The sequence below is a fragment of the Actinoplanes xinjiangensis genome (assembly GCF_003148685.1).
GTDB classification, from domain to species: Bacteria; Actinomycetota; Actinomycetes; order Mycobacteriales; family Micromonosporaceae; genus Actinoplanes; species Actinoplanes xinjiangensis.
This window is the reverse complement of the sequence record NZ_QGGR01000003.1, coordinates 499,332-514,316: the sequence shown is the minus strand read 5'-3', so window position 1 is coordinate 514,316 and position 14,985 is coordinate 499,332. Positions and strand designations below refer to the sequence as shown.

The following is a 14,985-nucleotide window of genomic DNA, read 5'->3' as shown; positions in this document are numbered from 1 at the left end:
GATTCCAGCAGGTGCCACGTATCAATGTCGATGCAGTGTGGAGTTTCACCGTGTCTTTCTTCAGTTTCGAACTCGATCCCGCCCTGGCCGCCGACCCCGTCTTCGACCTGCACCGCAGGGGCAAGATGACGATGAGCGCGACCGTCCCGCTGGCCAGCCGCGACGATCTGTCGCTGGCGTACACCCCCGGTGTCGCCCGGGTCTGTGAGGCGATCGCCGAGGACGAGGGGCTCTACCCCGACTACACCTGGACGTCGAACACGGTCGCCGTGGTCACCGACGGATCCGCCGTCCTGGGGCTCGGCAACATCGGGCCGAAGGCCGCCATGCCGGTCATGGAGGGCAAGTCGGTCCTGTTCAAGCAGTTCGGTGGCGTCGACTCGATCCCGATCGTCCTGGACACCCAGGACGTGGAGGGGATCATCGCGACGGTCAAGGCGATGGCCCCGTCGTTCGGTGGCATCAACCTGGAGGACATCAGCGCACCGCGCTGCTTCGAGATCGAGCGCCGGCTGGACGCCGCACTCGACATCCCGGTCTTCCACGACGACCAGCACGGCACCGCCGTCGTCACGCTGGCCGCGCTGCGCAACGCCGCCAAGCTGCTCGGGCGCTCGTTCGGCGACCTGCGCGTGGTGGTCAGCGGGGCCGGCGCGGCCGGGGTCGCCATCACGAACACCCTGATCGCGGCGGGTGTCGAGGGCGCCAACATGATCGTCGTCGACTCGCGCGGCATCATCCACGCCGAGCGCGGGGATCTCAGCGGGATGAAGGCGGAGATCGCGGCGGTCACGAACATCTCCGGGCGTACCGGTGGGATCACCGAGGCCCTGATCGGCGCCGACGTGCTCGTCGGCGTCTCCGGCGGCAACATCGGCGCGGAGGCCCTGGCCGGCATGGCGCCGGGCGCGATCATCTTCGCGCTGGCCAACCCGACGCCGGAGGTCCACCCGACGGTCGCGCACCGGTTCGCGGCGATCGTCGCGACCGGCCGCAGCGACTTCCCCAACCAGATCAACAACGTCCTGGCGTTCCCGGGCATCTTCCGTGGCGCGCTCGACGTCCGGGCCACCACGATCACCGACCGGATGAAGGTGGCGGCGGCCGACGCGATCGCCGCGATCGTCGCCGACGAACTCCGGCCGGACGCGATCGTGCCGTCGCCGCTGGACCCGCGGGTCGCCCCGGCGGTGGCCGCCGCGGTCGCCGCCGCGGCGATCGAGGACGGGGTCGCCCGCCGGGTGGCCGCACCCACGCCGGCGCCGGTGGCCGAGGTCCAGCCCGCCTGATCCATCGACACACGTCACGCCGCCCGCGCCGGAACCGGTGTGGGCGGCGTGACGCGTTAACGGTCGCTAAGGTCGACAGATGCGCGCTGCCTATGCTTCCGCCCTGAACCCGGAGGAGCCGCTCAGCGGCCTGACCCTGGGTGAGCTGCCGCTCTCCGTCCCGGACGGCTGGGTGCCCGTCGACGTGCGGGCGGCCTCCCTCAACCACCACGACATCTGGTCGCTGCGCGGGGTCGGGCTGCCGGCCGACCGGCTGCCGATGATCCTCGGCTGCGACGCCGCCGGGGTGGACCCGGACGGCAACGAGGTCGTGGTCTATCCGGTGGTGGAGGACAAGGCGGACCCACGCGGCTTCTCGCTCTTCTCCGAGCGGCACCCGGGCACCCTCTCCGAGCGCCTGGCCGCGCCCCGGGAGAACCTGATCCCCAAGCCGGCCGGGGTGTCGTTCGCCGAAGCGGCCTGCCTGCCGACGGCCTGGCTCACGGCGTACCACATGCTCGTCACCCGTGGCCGGGTCGCCGACGCCGGTTCGGTGCTGGTCCAGGGCGCCGGCGGCGGCGTGGCCACCGCGGCGGTCGCGCTCGCCGTGGGTCTCGGCAAGCGGGTGTACGCGACCAGCCGCGACCCCGGTAAGCGGGAGCGGATCACCGCGCTCGGCGCGACCGCGGTGGAGCCGGGCGCCCGGCTGCCGGAGCGTGTCGACCTGGTGATCGAGTCGGTCGGTGCGGCCACCTTCGACCATTCGATGAAGTGTTCGGCCCCCGGCGCCCGGATCGTGGTGTGCGGGGCGACGGCCGGGCACCGGGCCGAGATCGACCTGCGCCGGGTGTTCGCCATGCAGCTGGAGATCCTGGGCAGCAGCATGGGCACCCCGGAGGAACTGGCCGCCCTGCTGGAGCTGGTGGCGTCCGGCAAGGCGCGCCCGGTGATCGACTCGACCTATCGCCTCGCCGAGGCCGACCAGGCGTTCGCCCGGCTGGCCGGCGGCGACATCTTCGGAAAGATCGTGATCGAACCCTAGAAGGTGCTGGTCAGGGCCGCCGAGTCACCCGACGTCGCATCCTGTGGCAGTCGCCGGCCGGCGGCCTGGTCGCCGTTCAGGGCCCAGCGCCAGAAGTCCGTGGTGGTGGCGGCCACCACGGCCGGTTCGTCGCGGTGCGGCAGGTGACCGGCCTTCGGGATCTCCAGGAAGCCCTTGGGCCAGGGGACCTGGTTGTACGCGCCGTACGCCTCCTCGTAGGTGACCGTCTCGTCCGTCTTGCCCTGCACGAACAGCAGCGGCGCGGCGGGCCCGGCGAACGGGGACGGCTGTGGCATCTGCCGTCCGGCGATCACCAGGCCGGCCTTGAGCCGGTCGTCACGGGCGCCGCTGAACAGCCCGACCGTGGTGATGGCGCCGGCCGAGTGCCCGGCCGCGGCGATCCGCCCCGGGTCGACCAGGCCGCCGAGGGCCGCCAGCAGCTCGGTGATCACGAACTGGGCGTCGGCGGGCTGGTTGACGACGTCATCGGCGATGTACTCGGTCGCCTTGTACCAGGTGTGCGGATACTTCGGGCCGGCCACCACGAAGCCGGCATCCGCCCAGGCGGCCAGCAGTTCGGCGTAGTCGTCGGGCTGAGAGGTCAGGCCGTGACTGAAATAGATCAGTGGGTGGGGGCCGCTCCCGGTGGGCAGCCAGACCTTCGTCGGCAGCGGCCGGCCACCGCCACGGTTGAAGGCGAGCTCCCGCGTGTGCTGGGGAGCAACCGGGGCGGGCGGCTTCTCCGCGGCACAGGCGCTCAGACCGGCGGCGGCGAACAGGGTGAGGAAGGAACGGCGTAACACCCGGGCCATTCTGCCGCCCGAAGATCGGAATTCCCTGGTAGAGCGGGGTTGCCGACATCACACGGGGTCCGCCGAACAGGTGCCGCCCTTCGCGGATCCCGACCCTTTTGGCTAGGGTCGTGCGCATGTCCGATAACCAGGTCGACCCCAGCGGCAACACCGAGGCGTTCCGGGCGTTCACCCGTCCCGGCCCCGACGCCGAGGCGCCCTCCAAGGTTCCCTACCTCGTCGGCGGGCTGGTCGCGGTCGTGCTGATCGCGCTGCTCGTGGTGCTGCTCGTCCGCTGAGCGCCGTTAGTCCGCCGCCCCGATCGCCTTGCGGGCCTCCGAGGCGATCTCCAGCTCCTCCTCGGTCGGCACCACACACACCGCGATCGGCGACCCGTCCGGTGAGATGACCGGGGCGTTGCGGTCGTTGCGATCCGGGTCGACGGTGATGCCGAGCTGCTCCAGACCGGCGAGCGTGACGGCCCGGACCGGCCGCGAGTTCTCCCCGACCCCGCCGGTGAAGGTGATCGCGTCCACCCGGCCCAGTACCGCCAGGTAGGAGCCGGTGTACTCGCGGATCCGCCGGCAGTAGACGTCGAACGCGAGCGTGGCGTCCGGGTCGCCCGCCTCGTACCGCTCCTGCACCGTCCGCAGATCGTTGTCGCCGGCCAGCCCGAGCAGCCCGGAACGCCGGGTCAGCAGCTCCTCGATCTCGTCGACCGGCATCCCGGCCACCCGGTGCAGGTGGAAGATCAGGCTCGGGTCGATGTCACCCGACCGGGTGCCCATCACGAGGCCCGGCAACGGCGTCATCCCCATCGAGGTGGCCACGCTGCGGCCCCCGCGCACCGCGGTCGCGCTCGCCCCGTTGCCCAGGTGCAGGGTGATCACGTTCGTCTCGGCCACCGGCCGGCCCAGCAGACGGGCGGTCTCGCGGGACACGTACGCGTGCGACGTCCCGTGGAACCCGTAGCGCCGCAGCCCCCATTTGCCGGCCACCTCGCGGTCGATCGCCCAGAGCGCACCCTCCGGCGGGATCGTCGAGTGGAACGCCGTGTCGAAGACGGCCACCTGCGGTACGTCGGGCAGCAGGTCACGGGCCACCCGCAGCCCGGTCAGCGCGGCCGGGTTGTGCAGCGGCGCGAGCGGGACCAGCTCCTCGATGGTGGCCAGCACGTCGTCGTCGACGACCGTCGAGGCGGTGAACCGGTCGCCGCCGTGCACCACCCGGTGCCCGACCGCGGCCAGCCCGGACAGGTCCAGCTCGTCCATCAGCCGCTGGAGTGCGGCGCCGTGGTCGGCCGCGTCGCCGCCGGACTCGCCGATCCGCTGGACCAGGCCCTTGGCCAGCACCTCGGAGCCGTCGAAGTGCCGGTAGCGCAGCGACGACGAGCCGCTGTTCAGCACGAGTACCCGGGTCATCTCGCTCCCGCCTGGATCGCCGTGATGGCGACCGTGTTCACGATGTCCTTCACGGTCGCGCCGCGGGACAGATCGTTGACCGGCGCCCGCAGGCCCTGCATCACCGGCCCGACCGCGACCGCGTTGGCCGACCGCTGGACGGCCTTGTACGTGTTGTTGCCCGTGTTCAGGTCGGGGAACACGAAGACGGTGGCCTTCCCGGCCACCGCACTGCCGGGCAGTTTCGCGGCGGCGACGGCGGGGTCGACGGCCGCGTCGTACTGGATCGGGCCCTCCACCGGCAGGTCCGGCCGGCGCTCCCGGACCAGCGCCGTGGCGGCGGCGACCTTGTCCACATCGGCGCCGGCACCGGAACTGCCGGTCGAGTAGGACAGCATGGCCACCCGCGGTTCGATGCCGAACGCGGCCGCCGTCTGCGCCGAGGACAGCGCGATGTCGGCGAGCTGCCCGGCGTCCGGGTCGGGGTTGACCGCGCAGTCGCCGTAGACCAGCACCCGGTCGGCCAGCAGCATGAAGAACACACTGGACGCGACGGTCAGGCCGGGCACCGTCTTGATGATCTCGAAGGCCGGGCGGATCGTGGCGGCCGTGGTGTGGGTGGCGCCGGAGACCATGCCGTCGGCCAGTCCCGCGGCGACCATCAGGGTGCCGAAGTAGTTGACGTCACGGACCACGTCGTATGCCAGGTCCAGGGTCACCCCGCGGTGCCTGCGGATCTCCGCATAGCGCTCGGCGAACTGCTCGCGCAGCTCCGACGACGCCGGGTCGACCAGGTGCGCCCCGCCGATCTCCACACCGATCTCGCGGGCCCGCCGGTTGATCTCGGACGGGTCGCCGAGCAGGGTCAGTTCGGCCACACCCCGGCGCAGCAGCGTCTCGGTGGCCCGCAGGATCCGCTCCTCGGTGCCCTCCGGCAGAACCAGGTGCCGCCGGTCGGTACGGGCCTTGTCGATCAGATCGTTCTCGAACATCAGCGGCGTCACCCGGCTGGACCGGGCCACGTCGAGCAGCCGGGACAGCTCGGCGGTGTCGACGCTCTCCTCGAAGACGCCGAGCGCCGCCTCGATCTTGCGCGGGGTGCTGAGCTGCGCCGTGATCCGGTCGGCCGCGGCGATCGTGTGATAGCTGTCGGTCCTGGTGACGAGCATCGCCAGACCGGTGTTGAGCCGCTCGATCACCCGGACCGCACGCTCGTCGGCCGGCTCCCCGAGGGTGAGCACCAGCCCGGCCAGCGTGACATTGCCGGCCGCGTGCGCGGCGCTCGCGGCCACCAGCAGGTCGGCCCGGTCGCCCGCGGTGATCAGCAGCGCCCCGTCGGTCAGCGCGCCCAGCACGGTCGGCACGTGCGCGGCGCCGACGACGTAGTCGAGCACGTCACGCTCCAGGGCGCCGGCCGAGCCGGACAGCACCGTGGCATCCAGCGCGGCGGCCACCTCACCCACCGTCGGCGCGGCGATCACCGCCACCTCCGGCACGGCCCAGAACGGCACCGGCAGCCCTTCGGGCCGGGACATCGAGATCGCTTGCGGCACCCGGTTCGCGATCACCGCGGCCACCGTCGCCCCGAGATCCACCAGCGAGTGGTACGCACTCCGCGTGGCCGCCGCCAGCGACTCCGCCGACCGCCCCTCACCGCTGACCACCGGGATCACGACACTGCCGAACTCGGTCGCGAGCCGTGCGTTGAAGGCCAGCTCCCGTGGCAGCTCCTCGCGGCCCTCCTCGGGTTTGTCGCTGAAGTCGCTGCCGATCACCACGACCGCGCTGCTGCGCCGCTCGACCTCGCGATACCGCTCGACGATCCGGCCGATCAGCTCCTCCCGCCGGCCGTCGGCGACCAGCGCGGACGCCTCGGCCACCGTGACGCCGGACGACTCCTCGACGCCGACCGGCCCGGGATAGCGCTTGCGCAGGACGGTGAGCAGCGGGTCCGGCCCGGCCCCGGAGACCAGCGGCCGGAAGACCGCCACCTTCGCCACCTGACGGGACAGCAGCTCGACGATGCCGAGCGCGACGGTCCCCTTGCCGACGGACGGGCCCAAGCCCGCGACATACACACTGCGTGCCACGCCTTCAACCTACCGGCCCGGAACGTGCCGGGCCGGGCCGAAGGTCCCGATCCCGGGCCCGGCTGGTCGTGAGCGTCGTCTCAGCGGAGCTGAGACAGCGGTGACGACCAGCCGGAGTGTCGACCCGCTCCTACTCGTCGTCCTCGTCGCCGCGGGCCAGCCAGGTGGCGAGACGCTCGATCGGGGTCTCGAACTCGGGGTTCATGTCGACGAAGGTGCGCAGCTGCTCACCGAGCCACTCCAGGGTCACGGTCTCCTCGCCGCGCCGCTGGACCAGTTCCTCGATGCCACGATCGGTGAAGTACATGCCTGGATGGTAAAAGGGGCCGCCCCGGATACCCGGAGCGGCCCCTCTCGACTCAGCGTGTCACGGGCGCGGCAGCGCCGCCTCGATCAGCGCGGCCTGCTCGGCGTCGTGCATCTTGGCCGAACCGACCGCCGGGGCGGCCGCGGCCGGGCGGGAGATCCGGCGCAGCCGGACACCCTCCAGGTGCTCCAGCAGGTTGAGCGCCACGAACGACCAGGCGCCCTGGTTGGCCGGCTCCTCCTGGACCCACGCGAAGTCCTCGGCGTTCGGGTACTTCGCGAGCTCCGCCTTCAGCTCCTCGACCGGCTGCGGGTAGATCTGCTCCATCCGGATGATCGCCGTGTCGGTGATGCCCCGGTCGGCCCGTGCCTGGAACAGGTCGTAGTAGACCTTGCCCGAGCAGAGCAGCACCCGCTTCACCGAGCCGCCGTCGAGCGGCTGGCCGCCGACTCCGGCGTCGCCGAGCACCGGCTGGAAGGCACCCTGGGTGAAGTCGTTCACCGCGGAAACCGCCAGCTTGTGGCGCAGCAGCGACTTCGGCGAGAAGACCACCAGCGGCTTGCGCTTGGTGGACAGGGCCTGACGGCGCAGCAGGTGGAAGTAGTTCGCCGGGGTGGTCGGGTTCGCCACCCGCATGTTGTCCTGCGCGCAGAGCTGGAGGAACCGCTCGGGACGGCCGGACGAGTGGTCCGGGCCCTGGCCCTCCATGCCGTGCGGGAGCAGCAGCACCAGCGACGACTGCTGGCCCCACTTCACCTCGCCGGAGGAGAGGAACTCGTCCACGATCGACTGGGCGCCGTTGACGAAGTCACCGAACTGGGCCTCCCAGAGGACCAGTGCGTCCGGGTTCTCCACCGAGTAGCCGTACTCGAAGCCCATCGCCGCGTACTCCGACAGCAGCGAGTCGTGCACGAAGAACCGGGCACTGCCGGTGGCCAGCGAGCTGAGCGGCAGGAAGTCCTTGCCGGTCTTCGAGTCGACGATGGCCGCGTGCCGCGAGGTGAACGTGCCACGCCGCGAGTCCTGACCGGCCAGCCGGACCGTCACGCCCTGGCTGAGCAGCGAGCCGAAGGCGATCAGCTCACCGAAGCCCCAGTCGATGCCGCCGTCGGTGGACATCTTGGCCCGCCGGTCGAGCAGCTGCTGGACCCGCTTGTGCGGGGTGAAGCCCTCGGGCAGCTCGACATGGGCCTGGCCGACCGCGCGCACCATGCCCGGGTCGATCGCCGACTCCACCTCGGGTTCCGGCTCCTCGGCGATGATGTGCGGCCGCGGCGGGCTGCCGGCGGAGTCGCGGGTCGCCTTGAAGACCTCCTCGAGACGGCCCTGGTAGTCGCGCAGCTGCTCCTCGGCCTCCTGCACGGTGATGTCACCGCGGCCGATCAGCTCCTCGGTGTAGAGCTTCCGCACGCTGCGCTTGGTGTCGATGATCTGGTACATCCGCGGGTTGGTCATCGACGGGTCGTCGCCCTCGTTGTGACCGCGGCGGCGGTAGCAGATCATGTCGATCACGACGTCCTTGTTGAACGCCTGGCGGTACTCGAAGGCCAGTTTCGCGACCCGGACCACGGCCTCGGGGTCGTCGCCGTTCACGTGGAAGATCGGCGCCTCGACCATCCGGGCGACGTCGGTCGAGTACATCGAGGAGCGGCTGTACTCCGGGGCGGTGGTGAAACCGACCTGGTTGTTCACGATCACGTGGATCGTGCCGCCGGTGCGGTACCCGCGCAGCTGCGACAGGTTCAGCGTCTCGGCGACCACGCCCTGGCCGGCGAACGCGGCGTCGCCGTGCACCAGCAGCGGCAGCACCGTGTAGCCGTGCAGGCCGAGGTCGAGGCGGTCCTGCTTGGCGCGGACGATGCCCTCCAGGACCGGGTCGACGGCCTCCAGGTGCGACGGGTTCGCCACCACGCTGACGGTGGTCGAGAACTCGCCGTCCGGCGTCGTGTACTTCCCGGTCTGGCCCAGGTGGTATTTCACGTCGCCGGAGCCGTGCGCGGTCTTCGGGTCCATCTGACCCTCGAACTCGTTGAAGATCTTCTCGTACGGCTTGCCGACGATGTTGGTGAGCACGTTCAGCCGGCCACGGTGGGCCATGCCGATCACCATCTCGTCCAGCCCCGCCTCGGCGGACGACTGGAGCACCGCGTCGAGCAGCGGGATCAGCGACTCGCCGCCCTCCAGCGAGAACCGCTTCTGGCCGACGAACTTGGTCTGCAGGAAGGTCTCGAAGGCCTCGCCGGCGTTGAGCCGGTGCAGGATGTGCTTCTGCTCGTCGGTGTCCGGCTTGGTGTACTTGACCTCGATGCGCTCCTGGACCCAGCGGCGCTCCTCCGGGTCCTGGATGTGCATGTACTCGATGCCGATCCGGCGGCAGTAGCTGTCCCGCAGGACGCCGAGCACGTCACGGAGCTTCATCTTCTGCTTGCCCGCGAAACCACCGACCGGGAAGGTGCGGTCCAGGTCCCACAGGGTCAGCCCGTGCTGGAGCACGTCCAGGTCGGGGTGCTTGCGGATGGTGAACTCGAGCGGGTCGGTGTCGGCCATCAGGTGACCGCGCACGCGATAGGCGTGGATCAGCTCGACCACCCGGGCGGCCTTGTCGATCTGCCCCTCGGAGGTCCGGGCCACGTCACGCACCCAGCGGACCGGCTCGTACGGAATCCGCAGTGACGTGAAGATCTCGTCGTAGAAGCCGTGGTTGCCGAGCAGCAGCTCGTGCATCACCTTGAGGAACTCGCCGGACTGCGCACCCTGGATGACCCGGTGGTCGTAGGTGCTGGTCAGCGTCGTGACCTTGCTCACGCCGTGCTCGGCGAGGGTCTCGTCGCTCATCCCGGAGTAGGGCGCCGGGTACTCCATGGCGCCGACACCGATGATCGCGCTCTGCCCGTTCATCAACCGGGGGATGGAGTGGACGGTGCCGATGCCGCCGGGGTTGGTCAGCGAGATCGTCGTCCCGGAGTAGTCGTCCATGGTCAGCTCGTTGCGGCGGGCCCGCCGGACGATGTCCTCGTAGGCCTGCCAGAAGCCCCGGAAGTCCAGGGTCTCGCAGTTCTTGACCGAGGGCACCACCAGCGTGCGCGAACCGTCCTTCTTGACCAGGTCGATCGCGATGCCGAGGTTGACGTGCTCCGGCTGCACCAGGGTGGGCTTGCCGTCGATCTCGGCATACGTGTTGTTCATCTCGGGGTGCGCGACGACCGCGCGGACCAGCGCCCAGCCGATCAGGTGCGTGAAGCTGACCTTGCCGCCCCGCCCCCGGGAGAGGTGGTTGTTGATGACGATGCGGTTGTCGACCATCAGCTTGGCCGGCACCGCACGCACCGACGTGGCGGTGGGGACCTGGAGCGAGGCCTCCATGTTCTGCACGATCTTGCCGGCCACGCCGCGCAGGGTGACGGTCTTCGCGCCGGCCGGGGCCTCGGCTGCGGCGGCCGGCTTGGCGGCGGGCTTCGTCGCCGGGGCGGCCGGAGCGGCCGACGGGGCCGGCTTCGCGGCGGGTGCCGGGGTCACCGGCTTGGCCGGGGCGACCTTGGCGGCGGCCGGGGCATCGGTACCGGCCTTGGCCGCGGTCGCGGTCGCATTGGCCGCGGTGGCCTCGTCCGGGGTCGCGATCGAGCCCTGGGACGTCGCCGGTTTGTAGTCGGCGAAGAAATCGTGCCAGGCAGGGTCGACACTGGTCGGGTCGGCCAGGTATCGCTGGTACATCTCATCGACGATCCACTCGTTGGGACCGAAGTCCGCGAGTGGATTGTCCTGCGAAGTCTGCTGCGTCGACACTGCCGCGTTCGCCTCTTTCACCGTTTTTGTCATCACGTGACCGCTCACGTCACGCGGGACGGGTAGGATTCGGTGTCCAGGCTACGCCGTGCGCAGGCGTCGTCGGTGCGGACGTCCGCTGTGTGGCCAATCAGACCCTGCGACCGGCGGCTTTCCCGTCGCCCCGTCGCGACCCGGCGAGACTACATGGCCGGGCCGCCACGAGCACGGGTCAGGCGATGTCACGGGTCAGGCGATGTCCCGCCGCTTGGTGATGAGCGTGCCCAGCACCCCGGCCACCCCGGCATAGGCCAGCAGCACCACGGCGCCCACCCAGCGGGGCAGGTCCTCCGGCGACTGCGGGCCGGAGACCAGCAGCTCCGAGGCGAGCGTCGGGACGAGCACCCGCAGCTGCATGAACACCTCGTCGACCTGGTTGGCCAGCACGGCGAAGACGGCGGTGAAGATCTGGGTGCCGACGACGTAGAGCACGGTCAGGGTGATCGTCGTGCCGATCTGACTGCGGATCAGCACACCACAGCCGATGCCCACCAGTGCCCAGAGCACGTGGACCAGCAGATTCAGCGAGATCGCCTGCCAGACGAACGACTCACCGAGGAACGACTCGTTGTTGGTCGAGCTGAGCGCCACCGGCGCGAAGATCAGGTTGAGCCCGGTGGTGAACAGCCAGACCGTCACCGCGATCAGCACCGCCACCGCCATCTTCGCCAGGATCACCAGCTCCCGGCGCGGGGTGGTGAGGAACGTGGCGGTGGCGGTCAGGTGGAAGAACTCGTTGGTCACCAGGATCGCGCTGAGCAGCAGCACCAGCAGCACCCCGGCGAACTGCCCGCTGGTGTAGAGGTTGCTGACGATCTGCTGCATGCTGATCAGCCCGAACGGGCCCTCGTCCGGCACGTCCATCTCGGTGATCACGCTGGTGGTGAGCCAGTTGTATCCGAGCGCCAGCCCGTACAACGGCACCATCGAGACCGCGAAGATCCACCACAGCGAGGTGGTACGCAGTTTCAGGAGCTCGGCACTGATGAGGTTCATCGCGCCCCCGCCTTTCCGGCCGTCAGGTCGAGGAAGGCGCGTTCCAGGTCGGCGCTCTCCCCGGTCAGCTCGTGCAGCTCCACCCCCGCGGTGAAGGCGAGGTGCCCGACCCGGGCCGCGTCGGCGCCGGAGACCTGGAGCAGGCCGTCCGGTGTGGCGGTGACCTCCAGCTGCGCGTCCCGCAGGGCGGCGGCGAGCTGATCCGGCTGCGGTGTGCGGACCCGTACCCGGGCCACGCCGGCCGTCGAGCCGAGCACCTCCGCGACCGGGCCCTGCCGGATGAGCCGGCCGGCCGCGATGATCACCACGTCGTCGGCGAGCTGCTGCATCTCACCGAGCAGGTGGCTGGAGACGAGCACCGTGCGCCCCTCGGCGGCGAGTGCCCGGAGCAGGTCGCGCATCCACCGGATGCCCTCCGGGTCGAGACCGTTGGTGGGCTCGTCCAGGATCAGCACCCGCGGGTCGCCGAGCATCGCCGCGGCGATCCCGAGCCGCTGCTTCATACCGAGTGAGTAGCCCTTGAACTTGCGGGTCCCGACGGTGTTCAGGCCGACCATGGCGAGCACCTCGTCGGCGCGCTGGTCGGGCAGGCCGGCCGCGCGGCAGATGATCCGCAGGTGGTTGCGGGCGCTGCGGCCGCGGTGCGCGCTCGACGCCTCGAGGATCGCGCCCACCTGCCGGATCGGGTCCGGCATGTCCACATACCGCACCCCGCCGATGGTGGCGGTGCCCGAGGTGGGCGTCACCAGGCCCAGGATCATCCGCAACGCGGTGGTCTTGCCGGCCCCGTTGGGACCGAGGAAGCCCGTGACCCGGCCGGCGTGGACCGTGAAGGAGAGGTCGTCGACCGCGCGCACCTTGGCGTAATGCTTGGTGAGGCGTTCGACGCTGATCTCCGCGTAGTTGGGCCGGCTCATCGTCACGGCTCCCTCCCCGTCGGCTCGAAACGATCAACTTACTGGACGAGAGCGAGCCAGGTGGCCCGTGCCTGCGCCAGGTGACGGCCGTCCGGCCCGTACACCGAGGAGTCCACCGTGGCCTTGCGGCCGTTCACCCCGGCCAGCGCTCCGGCCACCACGCACCCGGCACCCGGGGCGGGCAGCGCGGCGACCGTCGCGGTGATCCGGCCGAGCACGAAGGGGCGGCCGGCCGTGCCGATCGCGGTCCAGCCGCCGGGGCAGTCCAGAGCCGCCCACATCGTCTCGGCCGTGACGTCGTCCGGCACCGTCCACGGCGCCGCGGTGCGATCGCCGGGCAGCGGGCCCGGGAAGATCCGCAGACCGTCGCCGGGCGCGCGGTCCGGGCCGCAGACGAAGCAGCCGGGGAACGGGTGGGTGACGAAGCCGGGGTAGTCCCGCGCGGCCGCGGTCGCCTCGGCGAGCGGGACCGGGGGCACCGGCACCCCCGTGTCGCCGGCCTCGGTGACCTCGGCGACCAGGACGTCGCCGGCCCGGACCGAGCCGCCGTCGAGCAGCAGAGCGGTGTCGAGCGGTGGCGGCACCCGCAGGGTCACCTGAACCGGCGGCCCGCCGATCCGGGCGCCCGCAGCGGTGGCGAAGAGGCCCGCGCACCAGCCCCCGTTACCGGAGCCGGGCGGGCCGTTGAAGCGAGCCGGGATACGCACCCCCCGACCTTCGCACACGCAGTTCATCAACCGGTCACACATCGCCACCTGAAGCGACACGCCATCGGCAGACGTCAGCCTTACACAGATCACATGGCAGTTCTCATGACGGCCGCCGCACCCACCGGGACCAGCGGCTACACGCTTCTCCTCGCCGACGATCCCGGTCTGGTCGAGGCCGCGCAGCGCCTGCGCCACGACGTCTTCGCCGGGGAGCTCGGCGCCCGGCTCACCACCGGCACCGAGGGCATCGACGCGGACGAGTTCGACGCCTACTGCGACCACCTGATCGTGCGCGACGACGCGTCCGGCGAGGTGGTCGGGACCTACCGGATGCTGCCGCCGCGCGCCGCCGAACTGGCCGGCCGGCGCTACGCCGACGCCGAGTTCGACCTGAGCGCGCTGCGCCCGCTGCGCGACCACCTGGTCGAGATCGGCCGGTCCTGCGTGCACCCCGACCACCGCTCCGGCGCCGTGGTGAACCTGATGTGGGCCGGAATCGCCCGCTACCTGCACCTCAACAACCTGCGCTGGCTCGGCGGCTGTGCCTCGGTCCCGCTCGGCGACGGCGGTCGGCTGGCCGCCGGCGTCCGGGCCCGGGTCAACGCCGGGCACCTCTCCCCGCCGGCGATGCGGGTCCGGCCCCGCACCCTCTGGACGCCACCGGCGGACGTCGAGGCCGACCCGAAGGTGGCGCCGCCCGCACTGCTCCGCGGTTACCTGCGGCTCGGCAGCTGGGTGTGCGGCGAACCGGCCTACGACGCGAACTTCGACTGCGCCGACTTCTACGTGCTCTTCTCGATGGACCGGCTGGACCCGCGGTACCGCCGGCACTTCCTCGGTGCGTCCCGATGACCGCGCCCGTGGGCACGTTCTGGCAGCCCGCCTCGGGGTGCGACGACCGGTGCCGGGACGGCCGTGCGGTCCGGCGAGCGGGGCCGGTGGCCGTCGTGGTGCGGTTGGTGGCGCTCGTCGCCGTACTCCTCGGGGGTCTGGCGATGGCGGTGCTCGACAGCGCCGCGCTGCGGGCGATGGCCCGGGGGATCCTCGCGGTCCTCGGGGTCCGGCTGGTGTGGCGCGGTCCCGCGCCGCGCCCCGGCAGCCTGCTGGTCGCCAATCACGTCTCGTGGCTGGACGTGCTGGCGCTGGCCACCGTCCTGCCGGCGCGGATGGTGGCCAAGCACGACGTGCGGGCCTGGCCCGGCATCGGCGGCGCGGCGGTGCGGGCCGGCACGATCTTCATCGACCGCACGCGGCCGAGCGCGCTGCCGGGGACGGTGGCCGAGGTCGCCGGCGCGCTGCGGGCCGGGCATTCGGTCGTCCTCTTTCCGGAGGGTACGACCTACTGCGGCCCCGAGCGAGGCCCCTTCCGTTCCGCGCTCTTCCAGTCGGCAATCGATGCCGGTGCCCCGGTGGTGCCGGTGTCGATCGGCTACGACTCGACCGAGGCGGCGTTCGTGGGCGACGACACGCTCGGCGAGTCGATCATGCGGATCGCCCGGCTGCCCAGGCTCACGTTGACCCTGGCGGCGGCGCCCGCGCTGCGGCCCGACCCGGGGGCGGACCGGCGGGCGCTGGCCCGGGCCGCCCAGTCCAGCCTGGCCGGGAGGGGGTACCACCTGGCGGCGTAACCGTGCCGGGTGTC

At 71.4% G+C, this 14,985-nt stretch carries 13 protein-coding genes; 5 read left to right on the top strand and 8 right to left on the bottom strand.

Features of this window, described 5'->3' with window-relative positions; translation table 11 throughout:
- Positions 1-50 precede the first annotated feature (50 nt).
- Together BC793_RS09185 and BC793_RS09180 are read left to right on the top strand one after the other, a co-directional pair.
- Positions 51-1,289, top strand: a complete 1,239-nt coding sequence (locus BC793_RS09185; protein WP_203896049.1) for an NAD(P)-dependent malic enzyme — start codon at positions 51-53, stop codon at positions 1,287-1,289.
- Between the two features lie 79 nt (positions 1,290-1,368).
- Entirely contained in the window at positions 1,369-2,310 is a 942-nt protein-coding gene (locus tag BC793_RS09180; RefSeq protein ID WP_109591228.1) for a zinc-binding dehydrogenase, read from the top strand.
- On the opposite strand, the gene BC793_RS09175 is transcribed toward BC793_RS09180, so the two are convergent.
- The gene (locus tag BC793_RS09175) at positions 2,307-3,113 is read right to left on the bottom strand and encodes an alpha/beta hydrolase family protein (RefSeq protein ID WP_158319210.1); all 807 of its coding nucleotides are present in this window, start codon (positions 3,111-3,113) and stop codon (positions 2,307-2,309) included. The two genes, BC793_RS09180 and BC793_RS09175, sit on opposite strands and share 4 nt — an antisense overlap.
- A gap of 125 nt (positions 3,114-3,238) precedes the next feature.
- On the opposite strand from BC793_RS09175, the gene BC793_RS50195 reads away from it, so the two are divergent.
- A complete protein-coding gene (locus tag BC793_RS50195) occupies positions 3,239-3,400 on the top strand; it encodes a hypothetical protein (RefSeq protein WP_170167213.1) in 162 nt (53 codons plus the stop codon).
- A gap of 6 nt (positions 3,401-3,406) precedes the next feature.
- Here the strand turns inward: BC793_RS50195 and BC793_RS09170 are convergent, their stop codons facing one another.
- The 7 genes from BC793_RS09170 to BC793_RS09145 form a co-directional block, all read right to left on the bottom strand.
- Entirely contained in the window at positions 3,407-4,522 is a 1,116-nt protein-coding gene (locus BC793_RS09170; RefSeq protein WP_109591224.1) for an acetate/propionate family kinase, read from the bottom strand.
- Entirely contained in the window at positions 4,519-6,591 is a 2,073-nt protein-coding gene (pta, locus tag BC793_RS09165; protein ID WP_109591222.1) for a phosphate acetyltransferase, read from the bottom strand. The genes BC793_RS09170 and pta overlap by 4 nt, the downstream gene beginning before the upstream one ends.
- Positions 6,592-6,721: 130 nt before the next feature.
- Positions 6,722-6,898, bottom strand: a complete 177-nt coding sequence (locus BC793_RS50190; RefSeq protein ID WP_170167212.1) for a DUF6104 family protein — start codon at positions 6,896-6,898, stop codon at positions 6,722-6,724.
- A 60-nt stretch (positions 6,899-6,958) separates the two neighbouring features.
- Positions 6,959-10,714: a multifunctional oxoglutarate decarboxylase/oxoglutarate dehydrogenase thiamine pyrophosphate-binding subunit/dihydrolipoyllysine-residue succinyltransferase subunit gene (locus tag BC793_RS09160; protein WP_428839520.1), complete on the bottom strand. Its 3,756-nt coding sequence runs from the start codon at positions 10,712-10,714 to the stop codon at positions 6,959-6,961.
- A 195-nt stretch (positions 10,715-10,909) separates the two neighbouring features.
- The gene (locus BC793_RS09155; RefSeq protein ID WP_109591218.1) at positions 10,910-11,716 is read right to left on the bottom strand and encodes an ABC transporter permease; all 807 of its coding nucleotides are present in this window, start codon (positions 11,714-11,716) and stop codon (positions 10,910-10,912) included.
- Complete coding sequence (locus BC793_RS09150; protein WP_109591491.1) at positions 11,713-12,633, bottom strand: ABC transporter ATP-binding protein; 921 nt, start codon at positions 12,631-12,633, stop codon at positions 11,713-11,715. The genes BC793_RS09155 and BC793_RS09150 overlap by 4 nt, the downstream gene beginning before the upstream one ends.
- Positions 12,634-12,671: 38 nt before the next feature.
- Complete coding sequence (locus tag BC793_RS09145; RefSeq protein ID WP_109591216.1) at positions 12,672-13,340, bottom strand: hypothetical protein; 669 nt, start codon at positions 13,338-13,340, stop codon at positions 12,672-12,674.
- Positions 13,341-13,433: 93 nt separating this feature from the next.
- On the opposite strand from BC793_RS09145, the gene BC793_RS09140 reads away from it, so the two are divergent.
- Positions 13,434-14,195 (top strand): GNAT family N-acetyltransferase, encoded by a 762-nt coding sequence (locus BC793_RS09140; protein ID WP_109591214.1) that lies wholly within the window; start codon positions 13,434-13,436, stop codon positions 14,193-14,195.
- Positions 14,192-14,971, top strand: a complete 780-nt coding sequence (locus tag BC793_RS09135) for a lysophospholipid acyltransferase family protein (RefSeq protein ID WP_109591212.1) — start codon at positions 14,192-14,194, stop codon at positions 14,969-14,971. Before BC793_RS09140 ends, BC793_RS09135 begins: the two co-directional genes overlap by 4 nt.
- Positions 14,972-14,985 lie beyond the last annotated feature (14 nt).

Bases quoted from the DNA above. Each gene is read 5' to 3' on its own strand.
- BC793_RS09180 (WP_109591228.1), top strand. From the start codon at position 1,369: ATGCGCGCTGCCTATGCTTCCGCCCTGAACCCGGAGGAGCCGCTCAGC.
- BC793_RS50195 (WP_170167213.1), top strand. From the start codon at position 3,239: ATGTCCGATAACCAGGTCGACCCCAGCGGCAACACCGAGGCGTTCCGG.
- BC793_RS09170 (WP_109591224.1), bottom strand. From the start codon at position 4,522: ATGACCCGGGTACTCGTGCTGAACAGCGGCTCGTCGTCGCTGCGCTAC.
- BC793_RS50190 (WP_170167212.1), bottom strand. From the start codon at position 6,898: ATGTACTTCACCGATCGTGGCATCGAGGAACTGGTCCAGCGGCGCGGC.
- BC793_RS09160 (WP_428839520.1), bottom strand. From the start codon at position 10,714: ATGACAAAAACGGTGAAAGAGGCGAACGCGGCAGTGTCGACGCAGCAG.
- BC793_RS09155 (WP_109591218.1), bottom strand. From the start codon at position 11,716: ATGAACCTCATCAGTGCCGAGCTCCTGAAACTGCGTACCACCTCGCTG.
- BC793_RS09150 (WP_109591491.1), bottom strand. From the start codon at position 12,633: ATGAGCCGGCCCAACTACGCGGAGATCAGCGTCGAACGCCTCACCAAG.
- BC793_RS09140 (WP_109591214.1), top strand. From the start codon at position 13,434: ATGGCAGTTCTCATGACGGCCGCCGCACCCACCGGGACCAGCGGCTAC.
- BC793_RS09135 (WP_109591212.1), top strand. From the start codon at position 14,192: ATGACCGCGCCCGTGGGCACGTTCTGGCAGCCCGCCTCGGGGTGCGAC.